This window comes from Mesorhizobium sp. M7A.F.Ca.US.005.03.1.1, from assembly GCF_003997975.1.
In the GTDB taxonomy this organism is placed as follows: Bacteria; Pseudomonadota; Alphaproteobacteria; order Rhizobiales; family Rhizobiaceae; genus Mesorhizobium; species Mesorhizobium ciceri.
Genome location: NZ_RZRO01000058.1, coordinates 22,795 through 44,388, shown reverse-complemented (window position 1 = coordinate 44,388; position 21,594 = coordinate 22,795). Strand labels below are relative to the sequence as shown.

Genomic DNA, 21,594 nt, shown 5'->3' with positions numbered 1-21,594 from the left:
AGGTTCATCGCGCCCTTGATGATGCCGTTGGTCTCGAGGAATTCCTCGTCGCACTGGGCGATGATGTCGACAATGGCATTGCCGATGCAAAGCACGTCATAATCCGGCATCAAAATCTCCGCCAAAACCCGAGCCGGCTTCTTGCCACGCCGGCCGGGCGTGGTCTCGCGAGTTGAAATGGGTTGCCGCATGCGCTTGATCCAGCCGCCCTCACGCAGCTGCCGGTCCGGCTTCACGCAGCAAATCGTCAGCTTTGTCCGTCTTCTCCCAAGTGAACTCAGGCTCTTCACGCCCGAAGTGTCCGTATGTCGCCGTCTTGCGGTATATCGGCCGTAAGAGATCAAGCATCTTGATGATGCCTTTCGGTCGGAGATTGAAAACCTCGAGAACAAGGCGCTCGATCCTTTTTTCCTCGATCCTTGCGGTTCCGAAGGTATTGACCATGACAGAAACCGGACTGGCCACGCCGATCGCGTAGGCAAGCTGAACCTCGCAGACCTCCGCAAGGCCGCTGGCAACGATGTTCTTCGCGACATACCGGGCGGCATAGGCCGCCGAGCGGTCAACCTTGGATGGGTCCTTGCCCGAAAAGGCACCGCCGCCGTGACGCCCGGTCCCACCGTAGGAATCGACGATGATCTTCCGTCCTGTGAGGCCGCAGTCGCCGGCAGGCCCACCGACCACGAACCGCCCTGTTGGGTTGACCAGAAATCTGATCCCCGAAGTATCCAGGTGGGCCGGCAGGACCGGTTTTATGATCTCCTCAATGACGCCTTCGCGGACCGTGGCTTGTGAGACCGCTTCGTCATGCTGCGTTGACAGGACTATGGTATCCAGCGCCACCGGGCGGAGCCCTTCGTAGCGTACCGACACTTGAGATTTCACGTCCGGACGCAGCCAGCCAAGCTGTCCCGCTTTCCGGACCTCGGCCTGTCTTTTCGTCAAATGGTGAGCGAGTTGGATCGGCAGGGGCATCAATGTATCCGTCTCGTTGCATGCGAATCCAAACATGATGCCCTGATCCCCTGCCCCTTGCCCGAGATCCTGCCCTCGTCCTTCATCAACGCCCTGGCTTATGTCGGGCGACTGCTCGGTGAGGGCCAGAACGACGGCGCAACGTCGACCATCAAAGCCAATCGCATCATCGTCGTAGCCAATATCGAGTATCGTATCGCGGGCGACTTGGCTGTAATCGATGTGGGCATGGCTGGTGATCTCGCCAGCCACAACGACCATCCCCGTCTTCACCAACACTTCACAGGCGACGCGCGCCTTCGGATCGGTGCGCAGGACCGCATCGAGAATGGCATCGGAGATGTTGTCTGCCATCTTATCGGGGTGTCCCGCGCCGACGGATTCGGAAGAGAACACGAACTGCCTGGTCATAAAAATGCCCTCGCTTCAAGTGCTGGAGTTAGTGAGGAGTTTCTGGATTGGGGTGGCTTATCGGTCGGGGATGCCGGGAACATCGAACGCAGTGCAGAAGTCGGCAACGTCTCTTCGTACGCTCGCATGAACTTCCTGGTCATCGGGCTGGCGGCAGACCGAGTCGATGAAAGCGGCGATCTGCACCATCTCCGTTTCGCGCATGCCCATGGACGTCACCGCTGGTGTCCCTAAGCGGATGCCGCTTGTCAGCGCCGGATGCCGCCGGTCGCCCGGGACCATATTGAAATTCGCAATGATGCCTGCACGCGATAAGCGCTCCGCATAGGCTTTGCCTGACAGCGACCGGTCCCGAAGATCAAGGATCAGCATGTGATTGTCAGTGCCCCCGGTGACGAGTTCATAACCTCGCTCCAGAAGTGCCTGGGCCAGAGCCTTGGCGTTGTGGACGATCTGCTGACCGTAGACACGAAAGGACGAGTTCGCTGCTTCCTGCAAAGCGACGGCAAGCGCGGCGATAGTATTCATATGCGGTCCGCCTTGCAGAAGAGGGAACACGGCGCGGTCTATACGTTTGGCCAGATTGTGTTTGCTCTTCGGATGATGGAGGGGCTGATAACGGTCTTCATTCCTTGATAAAATGAAGCCACCCCGGGGACCGCGGATCGACTTGTGAGAGGTGCTGGTGACCACATCGCAATGGGACACGGGGTTCGGATGCACTCCTGCGACAACCAGGCCGCAGATGTGGGCGATGTCAGCCACCAGATACGAGTTCACCTCCGAAGCAATTTCGGCCATTGCCGCGTAGTCAAAAATACGCGGATAAGCAGTTCCGCCGACCCAAATTAGCTTCGGGCGTTCCCGCTTGGCGGTCTCGCGCAAGTGGTCATAGTCAATTTGCTGTGTCTTTTCGTGCAGCCTGTACGGGACGCGCTGATAATCGCTGCCGGAAAAATTGACGGACCAACCGTGAGTCAGATGGCCGCCTTCGGGTAAAGGCAAGCCCATGACTTTGTCACGGGGGCTCAAAAGCGCGCGATAGACAGCCTGGTTGGCTGGCGAGCCTGAATAAGGCTGGACGTTGGCATGTTCACTGCCAAATAGCGCTTTCAGGCGCTCGATCGCGAGGGTCTCAAGCTCATCGACGATCTCGTTTCCGGCGTAGTAGCGCGCACCGGGGTATCCCTCGGCATACTTGTTGGTGAAAATCGACCCGGTCGCTTCCAACACCGCCGAGGAGGCAAAGTTCTCGGAGGCGATCAGTTTGAGAGTTGTCCGCTCCTGACGCTCCTGTCTTAGAAGCAGTTCGTGAACGCGGGAGTCGACGGCGGCTAAGTGAGGCCGCCCGTAAGTGTCGGGCTGCGCGATGGCGCCGCCGGCGGAGTTATCCATGGTAGTCGCGCTCCATTTGGACTGATCTATTTCACGATCAAGCAGGCGGTCCCTTCAACCGCGCGTCTTGTATTGCTTCCAGGCGTTGTAGGTCTCTTTTATGATGGCCATCATCGTGGGGCAGGAGATCGACCACCAATTGAGCCAGCTCGCCATCCTTGCCTCCTGCTTGCATATGGTACGAAGACTGCGGACGTTGTTCGTTGCAGCAAAGAAAGTTGGCTCTGACCAGCCGCCGAACGTGGCGTCGAACCTGCTCGCGAGGCAGACCGGTAATATCGGCCAGCTCGCCGACGGTTAGATCCGCATGCGCGCAAAGGCCCAGGATTCGAAGGCGATCAAGATGCGCTGCCGTCCTTAGGCGATTTACCAGTGTCAACATTGGTTAGCATCAACCCGGACGGGATGCAGCAAGCCGCTAGCCCTTCTATCCCCATCAATCCGCATGAGACCTCTCTCGTCATTTGCTGTAAATCCGCTGGTATGGATGCTAATGGAAGATAGATCACAGTCCTTTCTACGACTAAGACGCCAGATATTGGGGCTAATGTACCACCTGACAGGAGACTACACTCACGAACATTATGTGAATTTTTTTTAACGTTGCTGAGAATCAAGGGGGAGGTTTGGCGAATGTCTCGCCGTCGACTGTCGAATCCTGCCCGACGGGATTATAGGGTGCGTAGCCTGCTTGTCCTTTCCACATGACCAGCGACGATGGGGCGAAGGCGGCAGACATAGCTCTGGAGCATGCTGCGGTATCTTTGGCCTGAAGCCGAGGAAGGCGGACCGTGGCTTCCGCGCCGCTGCCGGGAGCCCGCGAACAGGCCAAGTGGATCAGCCGGGTGTTGCCGTCATAGAGCGTGAGACCCAAAGCTGGCCAGCCGCGCCCTGAGGCTGACGCACCGCTCAGCGTCCACCTTGCTCTCGAAGCCCATCGGCATAGCGCCGATAACGACTTGACCGCGTGCGTGTCGACGAGCGATCGGTGAGCGCAAGGATCGAGGGTGCAGTGCAGGATAATGCTGTTTTAAATCAGCGCTGTTTTCAGCCGACTGCCTTGAGCGTGGCACGAGGATATAGGCCCAAGGCAGGAGATCATCGTCTGCTGTTCGGGAGGCCGCCCTGGGCGCGCGACAGCCGTTCCTTCGGCTGCGCCGCTCCGCCACCATCCGCGCCGTGCCTTCCGGAGACCATTCCCGCTACCGGCCGGCGCCCGTGAAAACCTCGACCCGGCGCACCGGCTCGAGATGGCTGGGCTCAGCGTAACTCTGAAGTCGTCATATACCGAAGTCTTCACAGACTTCGGACATCCCCCTCACAGTCCGATCCAGATGGCGTCAGGAACACCGCTTGCGTTGATGCGGATGAACCCCTGCTTGTGCCACAATGACCCTTATGTCAGCGCGCGAGCCAAAGCTTCCGCGCAAGGCGACGGCTAGGATAAGGCAATGCCGACGAAGGGCACATTGCTTGCCACACTCTGGAATGATGGCATGCTCGGAAGGCCTAGGCTTTGCTCAGGGCCGCCTGCAAGGCGCGCTTTGAGGTTATTCACATAGCCTTCTGCGTAGTCCTGCGCCGTCGAGACCGAAAGATCAATGCCTGCCGCCAAGGCCTCTTCCATCAGGTGCTTTACGAGCCCATTTCGAATGGCCAGCTTGACCTCGGGGCCTGCGATAAGGCCGATCGCCTGCGCGGCCATATTGAGGCCAGCTTCCTCCAGCGCTCGCTTCATATCGCCTCCGTTAATGGCCGTACGCAGGAGATTGGCTGCTTGCGACTCAGCCTCGAGAACCATCGAGGCAAGATCGGCTACTTGTCCGAGGCCCGGAATGAAGCTGAGCAGTCCCACCGCCGTTGCCGCCAAGTCGAGCACTTTCGTCTCGATTTTGAGCACGGAGTCGACGACGTGCATGACGGCCCCGCCGTTCTTTTTGGCTGACTTAATGTCAGGCTGGTCCATCAGGCCCATCTTCATGTCCGCGACGGCATTCTGCTCTTCTGCGGTTTGGGCGCCGTGGGTGATTGGCTGCTGAACGTTGCGGTTCGCAGACGACATGTTTGTGCAAAAATGGGCAAAGTCTTTTTTGCTGATATTGCCGGAATCAACCGTATGCCCGCCGCCAAAGTCGAAGAATTTATGATGGGTCTTATAGCCCGTGATCGAATTGTTCAGGAGGCCAAACAAAAGAGGATCTGAAAGGAGCTGAGAGGCTGCTTCCCGCACTTTCGGATCAAGGCTCTTGTCGTCTTTCATTTTCGCCAGTTTGTCGCGAGTCAGAACACCGCTTCCAAAGAACGTGTCCTGATGGTCCTTGATCATCTCGACCGTATTCAGCTCAGTTTGCGTGAGGCTCATCGACGATGAGGCGACTTGCAGGAAATCCTCTTTGTGCATCTTCCCTTTCGAGCCACCGCACAACTGGTTCCAAGCATCGGGGTGATCGAGGAAATATTGCGCCGCCGCAATGACCTGGGGCGGAAATTTGCCGTTTTTCGATTCGCCGCCGACCATTTTCTTGAACTCATCCAGACTCAGGTCCTTGGACAGATTTTCGGAGTACCGGTAAAACTCCCGCAAGGCATCGCTCAAGGTCATGACCGAAGGCTGCAAACCTCCGCTGCCGTCGGATGGTATGTAGTTCTGCTCGTAGCTTCGCGCTTGGGCTTCCTGAAATGCAGCAACTTGTGGGTGGTGGTTTGAAAATCCGGCCAAGTCCTTGGCGTTGATCTTGCCTCCACAGCGGCCGTCGCCCTGCGAGCCAATCGCATAAAAAAGTCCCGAATCCTGCTGCAGTCCCTGGATCGCCGCTTTCAGATCCGGTGGCGTAGAGGGATCATTGGCTTTGTCGGTCAACGACTTCCAAGTAAGCGGGCATTGGTCCTTGTGACGGTTGAGTACCGCAACAATCTGCAACTCAGCCGTGGTCAGCGACCCACCGTTCCACGTGATTCCGGGGCTCGGCCTGGGAGCCGGCTCGATCTTCGGAGTGACGCCGAGCAGATGTTGGGCTTCAGTCGCCTTGGAGCGTTGCGATTGGTCCTCCTTGAGAGCCGCCCTCATATTTGGCGGCAGCAGATCCAGTGGGTGTTGCTCCAAGCCATTCAATGTCAAGACATCCGGTGCCAGATGGCCCAAAGGGTCCTGCCGCAATTTATCCATTGTCGAATCAAGATTCGACGCTGGCAGATCCCCTTGCGCGAAAGAGCCGGGCTTGTCTGCCAGCACACAAGTGGACAGCATCGCTTCGAAGCACGATGCACTTTGCTGATGCTGGGTCGCAAAATGGGAAACTTTCAGGCCCGGCCAACCCCTTGCGGACTGTAGCGAATTTGAGCGGTAGAAAGTTGAAAGATTACTGGCCGACATTATGCATCCTCAGACGTGACGTTGAAATCCCCACAAGAGACCCCGACAGAAGATCCCTTGCGTTTCACAAAATTCGACAATTCCAAGCGTCGGCAGGTCACGAATGCGCCTGCCCTGCCTTCAATTGCTGTGTTCCGGGCCGGCTCCAAGGTTCGGTCCAACACAATGGCCGGAGTCACCGCGAGAGCTGCCGGGACTCATCATGAGCGGATTAGCTTTCGAGAAACTGACGAGTTTGCGAAGAGTTCACAAAGGGGTAGCCGCAGTCATGTTCTTCAGAGCTGCGGGAAATCCTCAATGTTCATTTCTTGCCCAGCTCAGGCTTCCCGCCAACGCTATCCTGTTGTGGGATGTCAGAAGAATAAGAAGCATCCGGTCGTCCGTCGCGAACGACCGTAGTGGAGGAGCCGCGAAACAAGATCAGCACTGATTCCTTTGGCGTTGCCGCTATGTGAGTCTGCGCCTGCGCCTGCGCCACCAAGCCGTTAAAGGTCTGCTCCACGAGTGCGACGAAGCGCGGTGGACCGGAAACGAAGACGAGGCCATTGCCTGGCACGGGTTTGACCACATAGCGCTCGTCGGAGATATCAAGCTTGTCGAGAGCCCCCTTGAACGCATCGAAGCGAATCGACGTCATCAAAAGCATTCGAGTTTGCGATTCTTGTGCAGCAGACACATAGAGCACAAGGCCGTCATAGTACCATTGTAGACCGTAAAGGTTCGTCAAGCGGTCGAGGAACGCGCGCGGTGGCAAATCAGGCATACGTCCGCGAATTCGCCCCTTCACCGCAGGACTGATGTTGACCCTGATATTCAGGTTGTTGCCGAATTCCTGCAACGCTGCAGCGAGCTCCTGATCCAGAACCGTGTATCTATAGGGTGTCGCCGGAAGGGACAGCGGGACTGCATGCGCCGGGTGAATCCCGGTGGACAGAAAAAACCCGGCACAAAGAAGTCTCAAAACATGCAGGGTGACGGGTTGGATAAGCGTTCTCGGCATGTCGCACTGATAAACCAAACGCTGAAATCATCACAAGTGACTAAATTGCCGAAGAGATTTTAGATTGTCGAAATGACGCCGCCGTTAGTCAGCTTGTTGTCAGCTTGCCCCCCTAGGAGTGTTGCGCCGACACCGGGTGATGAATGGGCGGGGCTCGCCCGGTCAGAGAGAGCAACCGAGTCCTTACATGATGATGCCTGTCACGTCGATCTCTGCCACTCTAACGGCTGGCCTCCCCAGGGTCGGATCACCGTCGATTGTCGAGCAGGCCCAGTTTGAGCGCGCCTTAGGGCATGCAGCCGACTCGCTGAAAAACGATGCCGCCGCGGGGCCAGCGAGTGCGGCGCCAGTTGCTGCGGCGATGGATGTTCAGCGCGCGGCTGCGCCGACGAGCGGCATGGGCGATCGCGTGTTGCAGACGATTTCCTCCCTATATCCACACAACACTGTTTCCTTCCCCGCGCTCGACCATGACATAGCCCTTTCGAAGGGCGCTCTACCGGGACCGGCGCAGAAGCTTCCCGTTCCAGGTGAGGCGGGAACCGGAATCTCGGGCATTCCCCAACAAGGGCAAGACTTCGAAACGATGATGGCTGGTCTTCGGGATGTTTACAACGGCGTCACCCAGGTGGCGCTTATCTCCAAAGGCGTCAGCGGCGTCACATCATCCGTGAATAAACTTTTGAAGGAAGGCTGAACCGCGCGCATGATTGGCTTGGCCGAGGGCGAAATCATGCGTGGCCTGTCAGGGTGGCGGTCGGTTAGACTTGTCATGCTGCCAGTTCTCGTCGCCCTCACTGCTTGCAAAGCCGACCTCTACACGCAATTGCAAGAGCGTGAGGCAAATGAAATGCTCGCACTTCTTGAAGACAACGGGGTCGCCGCGATCCGGGTGGTCGCCAAGGATGGAACCAGCACGATCCAGGTTGACGAAAAGCTGCTCGCCTTCTCAATCAACCTTCTGAACGCCAAGGGGCTGCCGCGCCAATCCTTCAAGAACCTCGGTGAGATATTCCAAGGATCAGGCCTGATTGCCTCGCCGACCGAAGAGCGTGCCCGTTACGTGTATGCCCTGAGCGAAGAGTTGTCGCGGACGATCAGCGATATCGATGGCGTTTTTTCTGTACGTGTTCACGTCGTGCTGCCGCATAACGACCTTGTGCGAGCCGGTGCCACGCCATCCTCGGCCTCGGTGTTTATCAGGCACGACGCAAAAACAAATGTCGCGGCTCTGCTGCCAAAGATAAAGATGCTTGTAGCCGACAGCATCGAAGGCCTGTCCTACGATAAGGTGGAAGTGGTTTTGGTGCCGGTAGAACGTTCCGCACACGAGCAACGGCCCGATCCGACTGCTGTTTTGCCACAAGCATCACTACCTCTTCCTGCGCCACTTCTGGCGACCGTAACAGGTTTTGCCGCAGCCGTATTCGCCGTGGCCTGTTATCTCTTGATCGGCGTTGTTACGCGTCGGCGCAAGCAATCAACCGGCGTTTCCAAGGTCGAGGGGCGCCGGGATGCTTCTGCTGTCGAGGCCATTCGCAAAAGAATGCCTGCAATTGGACGTGGGTGACATCTCATTGCCAATGCCTATACAGACCGCCCGACCTGATGGTCCGCACTTTCCGGGCGCGAGCGAGCTTGCGGCTTCGGCCCATCCAACCCGTCTTGCGGCGCGTCTTGATCCAGCGTTATCGGCCGAAACGTTAGTGAAGTTGCAGAAGTGTTCCAGACTGCATCCAAGGCTGGCAGAATTGCTGGGCAACGATGACGTGGATCTGAACCACATCGGCTGCAGGCCGGACCTTCTACGCGGGCATGATCCATATCGAGCGACCCTTCTTGCTGGTAGTATCTGGCATGCCCGTTCGCTGGTCGCGTTTGTCTCTCAGCCTGAGCTTGCCATCCTTGTTAAACGCATCGGCGTGGATGCACACGCATTCGGAATCCGACACCTGCTGCATGCTGTTGACAAAAGACTGATCTCGGACCCAGAAAAACTCGCTCAGCAAATCGAATACGATGGACACGCATGTCTTGGAGCTTGGCTCCAGGACAGTTCAGCGACCGAGCGTAACCGCGTGCTTCTTCGATTGCCCGAGGGGACTGCCGCGGAGACTCCAGCACATGAGCATTGGACCGCCGCCGGCCAATTGCTTTCACTTGTAGTAGCTCATTTTGAGACAGAGACCCCGGTGAAATGACAGTCGAACTTTCCGAGGGGCCAATAGCGCCGCAGATGCGTCCAGTCGGACCACTGATACCCGCGAGCGAGCTCGAAACCTGGCACAGCGCCGCGCAAGCCCTTGCCGCGGCAGAACGGCATCGGCAGCGCGTTCGAAACTGGGCACGCGCGGTTTACCAGCGGGCGTGGGCGCGCGGCCACATGGAGGGCTCGAATGCAGGCACCGAGGAGATGGCAGGGTTGATTGCGGAGACAATCTCCGAAATCGCGCGACGAAAGGCGGCTCTGGAGCAGGAATTGCCGCAGCTCGTGATGGAAATATTGAGCGATCTTATCGGCGCTTTCGATCCGGGCGAGCTATTGGTGAGGGCTGTTCGTCACGCCATAGAGTGTCAATACAGCGGCGCCGACGTTTGCCTTCATGTTTCTCCCATGCAAGTCGACATGCTTGCACGAGAGTTTGCTCGATGCGACGGCCAGGATGGTCGACCAAGGGTGCGGATCGAGCCCGACCCGACATTGTCGCCGCAACGCTGCGTGCTGTGGAGCGAGTACGGCAATGTTGACCTTGGACTTGACGCCCAGATGCGCGCGCTGCGCCTTGGTTTCGGGACGCTCTGTGAGAAAGGCGAGCTATGAGAAAGCCCGTCCCAGAACATAACGCTGACGCCCACACTCGAGCTCTCGTTCCAGCAATCTCGTCTTTGAGGGCTGCGGCCAAGCGAATTGACACGCGTGCGGTGCGCGGTCGGATCACGCGGGCTATCGGCACACTGGTTCATGCCGTCTTGCCAGACACTCGTATTGGGGAACTTTGCCTCCTAGAGGACCCGCGAACCGGGCTGTCGCTCGAGGCCGAGGTGATCGGCCTGTCGGGTGATGGTGTATTGCTGACACCGATCGGGGACTTGGTGGGCCTATCCAGCCGCGCAGAGGTCGTGGCCACTGGCCGAATGCGTGAGGTGCCCGTCGGCGGCGATTTGCTCGGTCGCGTGATCGACAGTCGTTGCCGCCCATTGGACGGCAAAGGCGAAATCAAGACCGTCGAAACTCGGCCCCTGCATGGCAGAGCCCCCAATCCGATGACGAGGCGCATGATTGAGCGGCCATTCCCGCTTGGGGTCCGTGTCCTCGATGGTCTGCTGACGTGCGGCGAGGGCCAGCGGATCGGGATTTATGGCGAGCCAGGTGGTGGCAAGTCGACGCTGTTGTCACAGATCGTAAAGGGTGCCGCCGCTGACGTCGTCATAGTGGCGCTCATAGGCGAACGTGGACGGGAAGTTCGTGAATTCATCGAAAGGAATCTTGGTGAAGAGGGCCTTCTCCGTACGGTCGTCGTGGTTGAAACATCCGACCGCTCGGCGGTAGAGCGTGCGCAATGCGCTCCAATGGCGACTGCGCTCGCGGAATATTTCCGCGATCAAGGCCTACGCGTTGCTCTCATGCTGGATTCGCTGACGCGCTTCTGCCGCGCTATGCGCGAAATAGGCCTTGCTGCGGGTGAGCCGCCGACGCGACGGGGCTTTCCTCCTTCCGTTTTTGGCATGCTGCCAGGCCTGCTCGAGCGCGCCGGCATGGGTGAGCGGGGCTCAATCACGGCCTTCTATACGGTGCTTGTAGAGGGTGATGGCACGGGTGATCCAATCGCCGAGGAATCGCGTGGTATTCTCGATGGCCATGTCATCCTCTCACGCGCTATTGCGGCGCGATCGCATTTCCCCGCTATTGATGTGCTGCAGAGTCGCAGCCGCGTCATGGATGCAGTCGTTTCGGGGACACATCGCAAGGCAGCATCCATTTTCCGCGAGCTCCTGTCGCGCTATGCCGAGACCGAGTTCTTGATCAATGTTGGCGAATACAAGCCAGGTGGAGATCCCCTGACTGACCGGGCTGTCGCGTCAATCGACGAACTGAGGGAGTTTCTGCGCCAGAGCGAAGATGACGCGTCAGATTTCGAGGAGACGGTCGCATGGATGTCGCGTCTGACCGCGTAAACTGGATTCAGTCTTCGAGTATACGGCTTCTGAAGGAAATGCAAGAGCGTCGTGCCCTTGGCGAGCTGTCCAAGAAGGAAGCCCAGCGCGATGTGGCCGCCTCAGCCGTACAAAATGCCTCTAGGGAGCTTGCAATGATACAGCAACATTGTTCAAGAAAAGAAGCAGCGCTCTATCAGCATCTGATGTCACTCGACAACTTGTCTAGCGCAGCGCTCGACCGTCACCGCCTTCACACTGAACAACTTGCCGCTGAGATCAATTCCAGACGGCAGATGCTTGATGATACCCAAATCGCTCAAGAGGAGGCTGAGATGGCGGCGTCCAGGACGAGGGAGCTATGGGTCATATGTTCGGCGGCAAGGGACAAATGGCAACAAATCGAGGACGACGTGCGGCGCGCCGTCGAGACTCATTCGGAGGCCGCAGCCGAGATCGAGGCCGACGATGAGATACTGCTGAAATATGCGAGGGGGTCGCTTGCCTAAATGCCGCGCAACCGGATCCGACGGTCGCAAGAGGTCGTCCGAATGACACGACCGTGCAGTCTTTGATAGGCGCTGCGGTCACACCCGCCATGTTCGAACCAGTTCTGAAACTGTCCCACACGGTTGTCTCGTGGCTCAATGATACAGCAGCGCCGCGCACGCCGTTTCAAAGCCGGATCAACGAGGTGCCGCTATCGGTGCGAACGGCAGGGCTTGTCTGGCAGCAGGAACCTGCTGCCATTCCGATGCTTGACTGCGTCTGGAGAGTGGGAGCCGAAACGGTCATCTTGTCACTGTCGCGCCCGCTCGTAGAGGAGTTCATCACGACAGTGCAGAACGGCTTGGCCTTCCCTTCCGAGCCAACTGCTTCGCTAATTCTCGAACTCGCTCTGGAGCCGCTTGTCACTCGACTGGAGGAGACGACGCGTCTGAACGTGCAACTCGTGCGGGTATGCGAAGCCACGATGCTGGCTCCTCATCTTGAACTCGACATCATTTTCGGCGCGGTCAAGGGCAAGGGCCGTCTATTCCTGTTCACGCCACTTGACGGCTTAGTACCGCCTGCGTTTCGCGCGCTAGGCGAACTGCTTGCCCAGTTGCCGCGGCAGCTGGGCGGGCTGCCTCCAGAGCTCCCGCTCATTGTTGCAGGAGAGGTCGGCACGCTTCGCCTTCCTGCGGCGCTTCTTCGAAGCGCATGTGTCGGTGATGCATTGTTGCCCGATATTGCGCCGTTCGGCCGCGGCCAGATCACCCTAGCTGTCGGCCAGTTGTGCGCCGAGGCGGATCTTGACGGCGATGAATTAATCTTGCGGGGGCCTTTCCGCCCGCGACCGTGTCCTTTGGAGAGTGCGCATATGACACAACCCGGATCGCAACTGGAGCTTACTAAGGATCTCGACGATGTCGAGATCGTGCTTGTCTTTGAATGCGGCCGCTGGCCTATTTCTCTTGGGGAATTAAGAAGTGCCGGCGAAGGGCATATTTTTGAACTTGGATGGCCGATCGACGGCCCGGTCGACATAGTGGCCAATGGTCAGCGTATCGGGCGTGGCGACATTGTCCGCATCGGAGAAGAGCTGGGCATCAGGCTCCGTGGCGGGTTTGCATGCAATGAGTGAAGCTCAGCCGACAATCCTGGCGCTTCTTGCGGTTACCGCCGGACTCGGTCTGCTGGTTTTAGCAGTTGCCACGACAACGGCCTTTGTAAAGGTATCAATTGTTCTTTTCCTCGTCCGCAATGCGCTCGGGACCCAGACCATACCACCCAATGTGGTGCTGTACGCCGCGGCGATGATCCTCACTATGTTCGTTAGTGCGCCCGTTGCTGAGCAGACCTATGACCGCATGTCGGATCCCAAGCTCCACTATCAGACATTCGACGACTGGGTAAGCGCCGCTAAAGCCGGAAGTGAGCCCTTGCGCGAGCATCTCAAGAAATTCACAAATGAAGAGCAGCGGCGATTTTTCCTATCTTCGACAGAAAAGGTCTGGCCAGAGGAAATGCACGCTGCAGCCACGCCTGATGACTTTGCAATACTTGTACCATCTTTCTTGCTATCAGAATTGAAGCGCGGATTTGAGATAGGATTTCTACTTTATCTGCCTTTTATTGTTATAGATCTGATAGTGACAACTATCTTGATGGCAATGGGTATGTCGATGGTCTCACCAACTGTTATATCTGTTCCGTTCAAGATCTTCTTGTTTGTTGCCATTGATGGTTGGTCAAAATTGATGCATGGGCTTGTGCTGAGTTATACGTTACCGGGAGGCTGATCATCACTGAATCCAGCATCATTACTCTTATGAGCCAATCACTGGTGGTTTTCATGATCTGGATTCTACCGCCGCTCATTGCATCAGTGGTTGTCGGCCTCGTCATCGGCATCCTCCAGGCGGCGACGCAGATCCAGGATGAAAGCTTGCCGCTCACCGTGAAGCTTCTGGTCGTTGTCGCGGTGATTGGGCTGTTTGCTCCTGTGCTAAGCGCCCCGCTCATAGAGCTAGCCGATCAGATCTTCACCGAGTTTCCCGCAATGACACTTAGCTACTAGTCCGCCCCATGGACGCGCCATCGGCCGATATTCAAATTCTGATCCAGACGGCTTTCGAACTCGTCGTTGCGGCAGGTCTTGGGGCAGCCCGCGCGATGGGCATCATGCTGATCTTTCCCGTATTCACACGCTCGCAGATCAGTGGGCTGATCCGGGGCTGTTTGGCTGTTGGCTTCGCACTACCATGCCTGGCACACGTCAGCGGCGGATTGCCGGCGCTGGATCCTGATACGCGCCTGATCCAGCTAACCCTGCTCGGATTCAAGGAAGTTTTTGTCGGTGTACTCCTTGGCACTTTTCTTGGCATTCCGCTTTGGGGCCTTCAGGCTGCCGGGGAGCTTATCGACAACCAACGCGGCATCAGCAGCCCGACCGCTTCGGCCGATCCCGCGACGAACAGTCAGGCTTCCGCGATGGGCGTTTTTCTGGGGATCACTGCGATTGCCATATTCGTCGGATCAGGAGGCCTGGAAACTTTGATCAGTGTCCTGTACCGCAGCTACTTGATCTGGCCGGTGTATCAGTTTCACCCGACACTGAGCGGGCCAGGAGCAATGGAGTTGTTGGGGCTTCTCGACAGCATAATGCGCACGGCATTATTGGTTTCGGGGCCTGTCGTGTTCTTCCTGATACTGATTGATATATCGATGATGCTGCTGCGTCGCTTTGCCCCGCAATTTAAGGCGAGCCAACTGTCTCCGGCAATCAAGAACATTGTCTTTCCAGTTCTCATGGTCACCTACGCTGCCTATCTGGTGGAGAGCATGAAACTGGAGGTCACACGTGCCAACGGCGTGCTGGAGTGGTTCGACAAATTGCTGCCATGAGCGACACAAGTGAAGAGAAGACACACGCCGCCAGCCCGAAGAAGTTAAGTGAAGCGCGCAAAAAAGGACAGCTGCCACGTAGCTCCGATTTCGTCCGCGCGGTCGGGACTTGCGCTGGGCTCGGCTACCTTTGGCTAAGAGGCAGCGTGATCGAGGACAAATGCCGGGAAGCGCTCCTATTAGCCACCAAGTTGCAGAGCCTACCTTTCGATACCGCGGTGCCGCAGGCATTGGTTGTGCTCGTCCAACTCACAGTCGCGGCTGTTGGCCCGCTGCTTGGAACCCTTGTCGCCGCGGTGATTTTGGCCAGCCTGCTAGCCAATGGTGGATTTGTCTTCTCTCTGGAGCCGATGAAGCTCAGCTTTAAGAAAATTGACCCCTTTGAAGGGCTGAAGCGCTTGGGGTCTGCTCGTTCCATGGTCGAAGTCTGCAAGACCATGTTCAAGGTATTGGTTCTCAGCGCAACCTTTTCCATTGTCCTTCTCGGGATGTGGAAGACAATGGTCCCTCTGCCGATCTGCGGCATGGGCTGTGTTGGCCTCATCTTTATGGAGACAAAATTGCTGATGGGAATTGGCGCCGGCGCACTGCTGGTCGGCGGACTGATCGATCTTCTGCTCCAGCGCGCGTTGTATCTGCGCGAAATGCGCATGACCAATACCGAAGTGACGCGCGAGTCGAAGGATCAGCAAGGAGCGCCAGAGTTGAAAGGTGAACAGCGTCGCATCCGCGAGGAGGCGGCCGACGAGCCTGCGCTTGGCGTGCATCGCGCCACGCTGGTCTTAACAGGAAGGGCGGTCCTGATCGGTCTGCGTTACGTTCGCGGTGAAACCGGGGTGCCGTTCTTAGTTTGCCGTGCCGAAGGTGAGCGCGTTTCACATGTGTTGAGCGAGGCGCGGGCACTACGCCTGACGATCGTCCATGACCATGTCTTAGCGCGTCAGCTGATAGGCACTACAAAACTCGGCCACGCGGTTCCTATGCAATATTTCCAGCCTGTCGCGAAAGCATTCTTTGCCGCAGGCTTGGCCTAGTCATGGAAGTCCACGACTGCCCAGTTCAAAACTGACCTGGCTCCATGCTAGTGGCAAATGTCGGCTGGCCATCCGTGCCCCAGTGTCTCTGTCAGGCCAACCGCGCAACCGCGGGCCTGGGGCAATCACTCCCCTCGGATCTGCCACCCAGCAACTACGGCAAGTCCTCCGGGCATGACCTTGCAGCCTCTGCTGGCCGGTGCGTGGCGCAGTCCGAGGTTTTGAGGCCGGCAGTGCGGATTTGATTGGTGCAGCCGTTGGAATGCCCTCGTCAGCTAGTCGTCAACTAAGCGCCCTATGTTGAACAGCCGTGCTAACTTGAGCTCGGTTGCGAAACATAGGAGTACGAATCGTCATGTATGGTCGAATTGGTGGCTCATCCGATAGTTACCGCGCGCATAATGCCGGCGAGCAATCGGATGCAGGAAGCGAAGGGTTCGCGGACACATTTGCCCGAATGCACTTATCCGGATCGGAAGGTAGCGGCGCCTCATCATCGGCGGCTCCCCAAGCATACTCCCTCAATTCCCGACCTCCTGTGGTGGAGATCAACAGGACTTCCTTCAGGAGACAGGTGAGGCAATTTCATGGTGATGAAATCACGCACATCGCCGACAATCCTCAAGAGTATTCGGAGTTCGTATCGTCACGAGCCAGGCGCACCGCGGACGTTGCTCAGCAATATGGCATCCGTCGAGATACGGAGCACGCGCGATATTTCAGTTACCAATTGGGAGACCGGAGTGCCGGACTGCTGAGAATGGAAGGCGGATTCAGCATGAACGAGTTCGAATCGGAAAGTTGGCGGGAACAATTTCCTGGTCGAACTGAGGTCACTTCCATAGTGGATCTTCAAGTCGCCCATCCGCTCGTCGAAAATGCGGGCGATATTCTGCTGGAGCATCAACTTCGGATAGACGGCGACCGACCGTTGCTGAATTGGCGTGCGGCTAATCCGGAAGCACAAGCGCGCGCGCAGACGATGGGGTTTGTTGAAGTGGATCATGGCGACCTGGTGCTTGACCCTACGCAGCATCCCGACAAATGGACGAAGAACAGTGCCGGTGAGTGGCAGCGTGCAGGCAAACCTCCACTCTATCTCCACAAAACCGAGGATAGCGACAGCAGCGATAGCGGGTCCGACGACGATTTCATGTGATTTGTCGACCCGCCGCCGAGCCTTGCAACTGGTGACGGTTGCAAGGCTGTTGGCAGTGAATGCTAATTGTCCGGCGACAGCCCCGCCTTAGCGCCAGCGCCGCCGAGCAATCCAGCCCATCTCCCAGACAATAAACTGCGGATGCGCATCGTGGGTGCTTGCGAGCGGATTGTATTCGGGCCGGAACTCCGCCTCTTGGAACCGAGCTCTCCCGAATCCAATTTTCTCCACCACACCGTTGGGTCGTTGCGATGCGCCGATCCCGATCGGATCGGCTATGCCTGCTCCGCGCTCGCAGGAAGACCTTCCGCCTCGATCTTGGCGGCGCGATCTCGGCGATAAGTTGGATGGGAGGCAAGATACGCCGCCACGTCAACAGCCGGTAACGCGACATCGCAAATCGGCCCTGACGGTAGCCGATCGACTCCAATCGCCGGACCGCAACTCGCGCAGCGGCATTCGCGGTTTGGCCAGGAGAAATGCTCGCTGACTCACAGCGTGGCCGGCCGCATTCTGAGTGCCCTGTCATGCAGCCTGCGCCGACGGGAGCTCGGCACGCGAATGGCGTGGTTGGCGGCCAAGCCCTGAGGTCAACAAGGACTTACAGAAAGCGGGGGTGAGTTTGCCGCGATGAATTATGACCTTCTCGCGACCGGACCTAGCATCGGCTTCCTCTCGCTCTCGATTGTAGCCGCGCTGTTCGTTGGATTTAACGTGGCAAGCGGTGAATTCGGAATCAGCCAGCCCTTCCAAGTTTCTGGCCATGACGGGGCGACTCGTGTGGATGTGCACCCACATCGGGCTCGGCATCGCACCATTGACCAGCATCTTGGGCTGCAGCTTCATCTCAAACAGCTTTCCTGGCTCGCCACGCAGCGCGACCGGTGCCTCCGGCGGCATCAATTCGTCGGCATTGCACAAATGTTCCAGGTATTTTTGCGCCGGAAATGCGTAGGTCTTCATGCAATCAGTCGTAATGCCGGCTTTTCCTTCATTCAATGCGTTGGCCTGTCCCAGCACCATGTTCAGCAACCCTTTGAGCTGGTCTGTGCGTTCGTGCACTTTGGGTAGCTGGGTGGAGGTGAGTAGCAGGCGTACATTACGCCCCTGCAACCCGGCGAGACAGGTTTGCATCTCAATGGCCTGGGCTCGCAGGTACTGGGCCACATCGTCCACGACCTTACCGGCCTCCTCAGGCTTCATCTGGCGCACTTGGGAGACGACGCTTTGCTGACCGGCCAGATCGAACTGCAAAAGTTCGTCCAATCGTTTGAGCCGCTCCGTCAATACCTCCATTGACAACGCGGCGCCCCCGATTGTCGAGCCTGCCCCCGACGAACTCGCAGCCACCTCTTGCGCTCTCACCTGTGTACTCGCAACTTGATCCGAGCGCGCGAGAACCTTGGCTGCTGGCACTGTGCCGGCGTTCGCAGCGACTGGTGTTGATGGCTGCCCGGCGGCAGAAGTCCCGGCGCGAGCTGCCGACTTATGCTTTGACTTCCCTTTCCTTCGCGCTGTAGTGCCTTCTGACACTGCAGCCGTACCAGCAGTGTCAGCCGGTATCGCAGCGCCTGCCCTGGCCGGCATCGCAGCGCCCGCCTGGGCCTGTGGCGCCATGATGGCTGACGGCGGAGACTGCAGGTTCAACAAGTGCATGGCATCGTGCGCAGTGATCCATGCATCGTCCACGATCCGTTCGAACAGTTTCAATGGGAGGCCGGCATCTGGGTAGGTATGGCTTAGCTTGGTATGCACCTCGTGCAACGCCAATCCAAAATCCGAAAGCCGCTCCATGATTTTTTCTACAACCGCGCAATCATGAGCGTTGAGTGTTTTGCCATCATCCATTATGCCCTTCGCCAAAGAGAGGGCGCGAAGAGCTTCTTGAGCGGCGCTTGCCATCAGCTGCACCACTCCATTTCGACCGACGAGGAGTTCCTTCAAATCTGGCTCGAACCTGCTCGCCCGCAGTTCAATCTTGGCCCGCGCAAGACCGATCCGCTCACGGACCAGCCAGATCCTGACACTCAGTACCGAGCCGGCACGCAGCCGCAGTGCGCACCGCTCGGCTTCCCGCATCACGGGCGTTCCACTGGATAGGCTAGCGGTGGCAGCGCAGGCGGATCGCTGCCGTTCGGAGCGCCATGCCTTTTTTTCCCACCACTTAATTGCCGCCGTATGGTGGTTCTCCACATTTAAAATCAACAGCTCCTGCCGGTCCGCCTGGGAGTAGGAGTAGAGTTTATCGACCATACCTGCCGCTTTCTTGGTCTTTTTGTCCAATTTCGTGATCGTCGACAGGCCAAGTTTGTCTACTTCATTCGCGGCGTCGCACACGATCTGGCAACATCTACGCACCTTGTCGTCTGGCATAATTGTCTGCGCCTCAGCCGCAGGCAGGCTAGCGCGGTACTCCAGAATTGCTGAGGCTGCATCGACGACCCCACTGATCAGCTCCACCGCCTCCTCGGGGACGTCGGTTTTCCTGGCCGCAGCCTCGCAATCAGTCAGTTGTTGAACAAGACTGTTCATTCTGAGCTGTGTCGGACTGATATCTTTATTTGACGATGAGCTGGTGCCTTCCACCTGCGCGGTTGATAGTTGGCTACCGACCGGCGCCATGGCTTCGCCCTCAGACATGGAGGGAGAACCGCGCCGCCTTGCGGCTGCGCCACGTGGCGCTACGGTTCCGCGTGGTGGCGCAGCGGCTCCACGTGGCGGTGTGTTCAGGATTTGATCTTCGCCAATCGAGGCGCCTGGCAGACTTTCGCGGGCATCGCCTGGACCGCGCGCAACTGGAAGGGAGGAGGGCCTCCTATCGGCGTCCCCAGAGCGCATCTGCTCCACAACGGAATCGAATGACTGTCCACCTTCTCCCGCAGCAAGACTTGATTGCGAAAGGGAACTGCTCGCCCGCCCCGCGCGGCTGGCTCCAGTTTCAGCCTGCGATTTCCGTGGTCGGCCAATGCCCTTCATATTGCGTCTCCGTAGTAGGCGAGAATGTGCTGCTATTGTGCTGGCGGCTGACGAGACCAGCGGCATCTTTCGGTTAACGTCACGGTCAGCCAGACCCGCGACGGCGTAATGTTCCCGCCAAAGTGCTTCTCAGTAGCAGGCCAAGATTGGCCCGAGCTCACAGGACTTTCGCAACGTTGCCATCGATGTCCTGAGATTATCAGCGCTTCAGTCCGCCGATTTCCAGGAACAGCGAATGAAATCAGACCAACTCGGCTAGCTCCCCTTCCTAGACACGTGCCTGACGATTTTATTGATGCGTCACTCCTCTCGTTCGCCACCGACAAAGTCACACATTTGCTTCAGAGAAGCGTGTGCGTTGCGTATCACGCGGACCATTTCGATCTATAGTTACAAAAAGTGTCGAGACGGGACCTTTGGATCCGAAGGTCAGGCACGGCCGGCCTAGATAGACCGCTTGGCTGACGATTAGCTGACGATGGGAGTTCTCACGAACAGGGCAAGAAAATCCGACCGCTTCAAGCTTTCGATATGGTGAGAAGAGGATCCGCACCGGCCTCCCAAAGCCGGCAGACCATCCCATGTTCGTACGGTCGCCGACCTTCTCGAAGCCAATGAGCTCACCGCGCCGGGCCGTGATGTGCAGGCGAGAGAATGGTGATGCAAAGACCGAGTTCCTGCTCGTTGCGTGCGCCCGTGGAGCCAGCAAGAATACGGTCATTGCGGTCATGCAGCACGTGGACCGTGTCTCCTGTTCGACACCACAGCATCGAGGATGCAAACGAGCTGCTGCGGCTGCCATTCGGTCGCGGCATGCGTGGACGGCGGGATTGGCCGAACAGCCGAGATCGTGGTCGACTGTTCGATGCGAGAGCAACATCCTGCAGAGCATACGTTTTTGCGCTGGCCGGTTTTTGTCAAAAGCCGTCAGGTTCTCGAAAGCTCCCGCCCTTAGCTTGATCGAGGCTAACCTTTAACACGTCGCCGCCAATGGCAAATGCCGGAGTACCTGATGATAGCAGCAATTGGGAGTGGAGTTGGCAACCTCGGGACTTCCTTGATCCGAAAGGGCCATGGGGATTCGAAATCCGAGCATTCTGGTGATGGCAAGCCGGCTGATGGCAATGATGGCAAGCCAGCTGGTGGGAATGATGGCAAGGCAGCTGGCGGGAACGATCGGGCGGATAACCGGACCGTTTCAAATGATCAACTTCAAGACAACTCACAGTCTGCAGCACAAAGTGAAGCCTTCCAAAGTATCCTGCGATCGTTCGCGTTCCAATTCGCGAACGATGCGATGGCTGAGGCCGATGAAGCTTTGGATGACACAGAAGATGCCTGACGCGGGAAATCCGGCGTGAGGTCATACAGGCCGTTATTGACGGCACAACTCCAACAGAAAAAGGAATGATCATGGCTGCAGTTGATAATAATAAAAAATCAGGCAATACCAATACCAGTAGCGCCGGCAATACCGATAAAACTAACAGTGGCACTCCCGGCAATACAAGCGGAGCTGATGCTACTGCTTTTCAGGCGCAAGTGCAGGAACTAACCAATGTTAGCTTGGAGGCGACGAAAAGGAGTGTCCAGTTGCGCACTCTAACGACCAATCTCCAGACCATCAAGAAGGCCGCCGACGAACGCGTTTCGTAATGTCGGAAGCGGGTTTTAGACTGCCCCCTAGCGCGTCTCCTTATTGACGCGACGTAGTCCCGAAATGAGC

The 21,594-nt window shown here is 57.6% G+C and carries 20 protein-coding genes and 1 pseudogene; 14 read left to right on the top strand and 7 right to left on the bottom strand.

The genetic code is table 11. The features are described from left to right. From EN990_RS36260 to EN990_RS22300, 6 genes and pseudogenes are all read right to left on the bottom strand, one after another. Positions 1 to 110: pseudogene (locus tag EN990_RS36260) on the bottom strand (adenosine kinase); the annotation flags it as partial. A 100-nt stretch (positions 111 to 210) separates the two neighbouring features. Continuing rightward, positions 211 to 1,386: a methionine adenosyltransferase gene (metK, locus tag EN990_RS22320; protein ID WP_063169265.1), complete on the bottom strand. Its 1,176-nt coding sequence runs from the start codon at positions 1,384 to 1,386 to the stop codon at positions 211 to 213. A 57-nt stretch (positions 1,387 to 1,443) separates the two neighbouring features. Then, positions 1,444 to 2,781 (bottom strand): serine hydroxymethyltransferase, encoded by a 1,338-nt coding sequence (glyA, locus tag EN990_RS22315; protein ID WP_063169266.1) that lies wholly within the window; start codon positions 2,779 to 2,781, stop codon positions 1,444 to 1,446. 37 nt (positions 2,782 to 2,818) lie between these two features. After that, on the bottom strand, positions 2,819 to 3,163 hold the full coding sequence (locus EN990_RS22310; RefSeq protein ID WP_082826567.1) for a helix-turn-helix domain-containing protein: 345 nt from the start codon (positions 3,161 to 3,163) through the stop codon (positions 2,819 to 2,821). Between the two features lie 1,056 nt (positions 3,164 to 4,219). Further along, positions 4,220 to 6,154 carry an HrpF/NolX family T3SS translocon protein gene (locus tag EN990_RS22305; RefSeq protein ID WP_024505366.1) on the bottom strand — a complete coding sequence of 645 codons (1,935 nt, stop codon included), beginning with the start codon at positions 6,152 to 6,154 and terminating at the stop codon, positions 4,220 to 4,222. Positions 6,155 to 6,455: 301 nt separating this feature from the next. After that, a complete protein-coding gene (locus EN990_RS22300; protein WP_024505367.1) occupies positions 6,456 to 7,154 on the bottom strand; it encodes a secretin N-terminal domain-containing protein in 699 nt (232 codons plus the stop codon). Between the two features lie 187 nt (positions 7,155 to 7,341). Between EN990_RS22300 and EN990_RS22295 the strand changes: the two genes are divergently transcribed. The 12 genes from EN990_RS22295 to EN990_RS22240 all read left to right on the top strand — a co-directional run bounded on the left by EN990_RS22295 (position 7,342) and on the right by EN990_RS22240 (position 16,892). Continuing rightward, complete coding sequence (locus EN990_RS22295; RefSeq protein ID WP_024505368.1) at positions 7,342 to 7,851, top strand: nodulation protein NolB; 510 nt, start codon at positions 7,342 to 7,344, stop codon at positions 7,849 to 7,851. Positions 7,852 to 7,860: 9 nt separating this feature from the next. Continuing rightward, positions 7,861 to 8,724: a type III secretion inner membrane ring lipoprotein SctJ gene (sctJ, locus tag EN990_RS22290; RefSeq protein WP_024505369.1), complete on the top strand. Its 864-nt coding sequence runs from the start codon at positions 7,861 to 7,863 to the stop codon at positions 8,722 to 8,724. After that, positions 8,669 to 9,355, top strand: a complete 687-nt coding sequence (locus EN990_RS22285) for a nodulation protein NolU (RefSeq protein ID WP_210326671.1) — start codon at positions 8,669 to 8,671, stop codon at positions 9,353 to 9,355. Before sctJ ends, EN990_RS22285 begins: the two co-directional genes overlap by 56 nt. Next, positions 9,352 to 9,975: a type III secretion system stator protein SctL gene (sctL, locus tag EN990_RS22280; protein WP_024505371.1), complete on the top strand. Its 624-nt coding sequence runs from the start codon at positions 9,352 to 9,354 to the stop codon at positions 9,973 to 9,975. The genes EN990_RS22285 and sctL overlap by 4 nt, the downstream gene beginning before the upstream one ends. Further along, positions 9,972 to 11,330 (top strand): type III secretion system ATPase SctN, encoded by a 1,359-nt coding sequence (sctN, locus tag EN990_RS22275; RefSeq protein ID WP_063169268.1) that lies wholly within the window; start codon positions 9,972 to 9,974, stop codon positions 11,328 to 11,330. Before sctL ends, sctN begins: the two co-directional genes overlap by 4 nt. Continuing rightward, complete coding sequence (locus EN990_RS22270; RefSeq protein ID WP_063169269.1) at positions 11,306 to 11,818, top strand: hypothetical protein; 513 nt, start codon at positions 11,306 to 11,308, stop codon at positions 11,816 to 11,818. The genes sctN and EN990_RS22270 overlap by 25 nt, the downstream gene beginning before the upstream one ends. A gap of 89 nt (positions 11,819 to 11,907) precedes the next feature. Next, entirely contained in the window at positions 11,908 to 12,936 is a 1,029-nt protein-coding gene (gene sctQ, locus EN990_RS22265; RefSeq protein WP_095769044.1) for a type III secretion system cytoplasmic ring protein SctQ, read from the top strand. Beyond that, the gene (gene sctR, locus EN990_RS22260) at positions 12,929 to 13,594 is read left to right on the top strand and encodes a type III secretion system export apparatus subunit SctR (protein WP_029354851.1); all 666 of its coding nucleotides are present in this window, start codon (positions 12,929 to 12,931) and stop codon (positions 13,592 to 13,594) included. Before sctQ ends, sctR begins: the two co-directional genes overlap by 8 nt. Positions 13,595 to 13,596: 2 nt before the next feature. Continuing rightward, positions 13,597 to 13,872: an EscS/YscS/HrcS family type III secretion system export apparatus protein gene (locus tag EN990_RS22255; protein ID WP_024505375.1), complete on the top strand. Its 276-nt coding sequence runs from the start codon at positions 13,597 to 13,599 to the stop codon at positions 13,870 to 13,872. A gap of 8 nt (positions 13,873 to 13,880) precedes the next feature. Continuing rightward, on the top strand, positions 13,881 to 14,699 hold the full coding sequence (gene sctT, locus EN990_RS22250; protein ID WP_063169270.1) for a type III secretion system export apparatus subunit SctT: 819 nt from the start codon (positions 13,881 to 13,883) through the stop codon (positions 14,697 to 14,699). Further along, positions 14,696 to 15,733, top strand: a complete 1,038-nt coding sequence (locus EN990_RS22245; protein WP_024505377.1) for an EscU/YscU/HrcU family type III secretion system export apparatus switch protein — start codon at positions 14,696 to 14,698, stop codon at positions 15,731 to 15,733. Before sctT ends, EN990_RS22245 begins: the two co-directional genes overlap by 4 nt. Before the next feature lie 355 nt (positions 15,734 to 16,088). Further along, positions 16,089 to 16,892, top strand: coding sequence for a hypothetical protein (locus EN990_RS22240; protein ID WP_024505378.1), 804 nt, complete (start codon positions 16,089 to 16,091; stop codon positions 16,890 to 16,892). Between the two features lie 525 nt (positions 16,893 to 17,417). Here the strand turns inward: EN990_RS22240 and EN990_RS22235 are convergent. Beyond that, positions 17,418 to 19,532 (bottom strand): hypothetical protein, encoded by a 2,115-nt coding sequence (locus EN990_RS22235; RefSeq protein ID WP_224570035.1) that lies wholly within the window; start codon positions 19,530 to 19,532, stop codon positions 17,418 to 17,420. A gap of 1,348 nt (positions 19,533 to 20,880) precedes the next feature. Between EN990_RS22235 and EN990_RS22230 the strand changes: the two genes are divergently transcribed. Continuing rightward, positions 20,881 to 21,210: a hypothetical protein gene (locus tag EN990_RS22230; protein WP_081714433.1), complete on the top strand. Its 330-nt coding sequence runs from the start codon at positions 20,881 to 20,883 to the stop codon at positions 21,208 to 21,210. Between the two features lie 71 nt (positions 21,211 to 21,281). Next, positions 21,282 to 21,524 carry a nodulation protein NopA gene (locus EN990_RS36255; RefSeq protein WP_224570034.1) on the top strand — a complete coding sequence of 81 codons (243 nt, stop codon included), beginning with the start codon at positions 21,282 to 21,284 and terminating at the stop codon, positions 21,522 to 21,524. Positions 21,525 to 21,594 lie beyond the last annotated feature (70 nt).

Coding starts and splice junctions, on each gene's coding strand:
- metK (WP_063169265.1), bottom strand. CDS start 1,386: ATGACCAGGCAGTTCGTGTTCTCTTCCGAATCCGTCGGCGCGGGACAC.
- glyA (WP_063169266.1), bottom strand. CDS start 2,781: ATGGATAACTCCGCCGGCGGCGCCATCGCGCAGCCCGACACTTACGGG.
- EN990_RS22310 (WP_082826567.1), bottom strand. CDS start 3,163: ATGTTGACACTGGTAAATCGCCTAAGGACGGCAGCGCATCTTGATCGC.
- EN990_RS22305 (WP_024505366.1), bottom strand. CDS start 6,154: ATGTCGGCCAGTAATCTTTCAACTTTCTACCGCTCAAATTCGCTACAG.
- EN990_RS22300 (WP_024505367.1), bottom strand. CDS start 7,154: ATGCCGAGAACGCTTATCCAACCCGTCACCCTGCATGTTTTGAGACTT.
- EN990_RS22295 (WP_024505368.1), top strand. CDS start 7,342: ATGATGATGCCTGTCACGTCGATCTCTGCCACTCTAACGGCTGGCCTC.
- sctJ (WP_024505369.1), top strand. CDS start 7,861: ATGATTGGCTTGGCCGAGGGCGAAATCATGCGTGGCCTGTCAGGGTGG.
- EN990_RS22285 (WP_210326671.1), top strand. CDS start 8,669: ATGCTTCTGCTGTCGAGGCCATTCGCAAAAGAATGCCTGCAATTGGAC.
- sctL (WP_024505371.1), top strand. CDS start 9,352: ATGACAGTCGAACTTTCCGAGGGGCCAATAGCGCCGCAGATGCGTCCA.
- sctN (WP_063169268.1), top strand. CDS start 9,972: ATGAGAAAGCCCGTCCCAGAACATAACGCTGACGCCCACACTCGAGCT.
- EN990_RS22270 (WP_063169269.1), top strand. CDS start 11,306: ATGGATGTCGCGTCTGACCGCGTAAACTGGATTCAGTCTTCGAGTATA.
- sctQ (WP_095769044.1), top strand. CDS start 11,908: ATGTTCGAACCAGTTCTGAAACTGTCCCACACGGTTGTCTCGTGGCTC.
- sctR (WP_029354851.1), top strand. CDS start 12,929: ATGAGTGAAGCTCAGCCGACAATCCTGGCGCTTCTTGCGGTTACCGCC.
- sctT (WP_063169270.1), top strand. CDS start 13,881: ATGGACGCGCCATCGGCCGATATTCAAATTCTGATCCAGACGGCTTTC.
- EN990_RS22245 (WP_024505377.1), top strand. CDS start 14,696: ATGAGCGACACAAGTGAAGAGAAGACACACGCCGCCAGCCCGAAGAAG.
- EN990_RS22240 (WP_024505378.1), top strand. CDS start 16,089: ATGTATGGTCGAATTGGTGGCTCATCCGATAGTTACCGCGCGCATAAT.
- EN990_RS22235 (WP_224570035.1), bottom strand. CDS start 19,532: ATGTCTGAGGGCGAAGCCATGGCGCCGGTCGGTAGCCAACTATCAACC.
- EN990_RS22230 (WP_081714433.1), top strand. CDS start 20,881: ATGATAGCAGCAATTGGGAGTGGAGTTGGCAACCTCGGGACTTCCTTG.
- EN990_RS36255 (WP_224570034.1), top strand. CDS start 21,282: ATGGCTGCAGTTGATAATAATAAAAAATCAGGCAATACCAATACCAGT.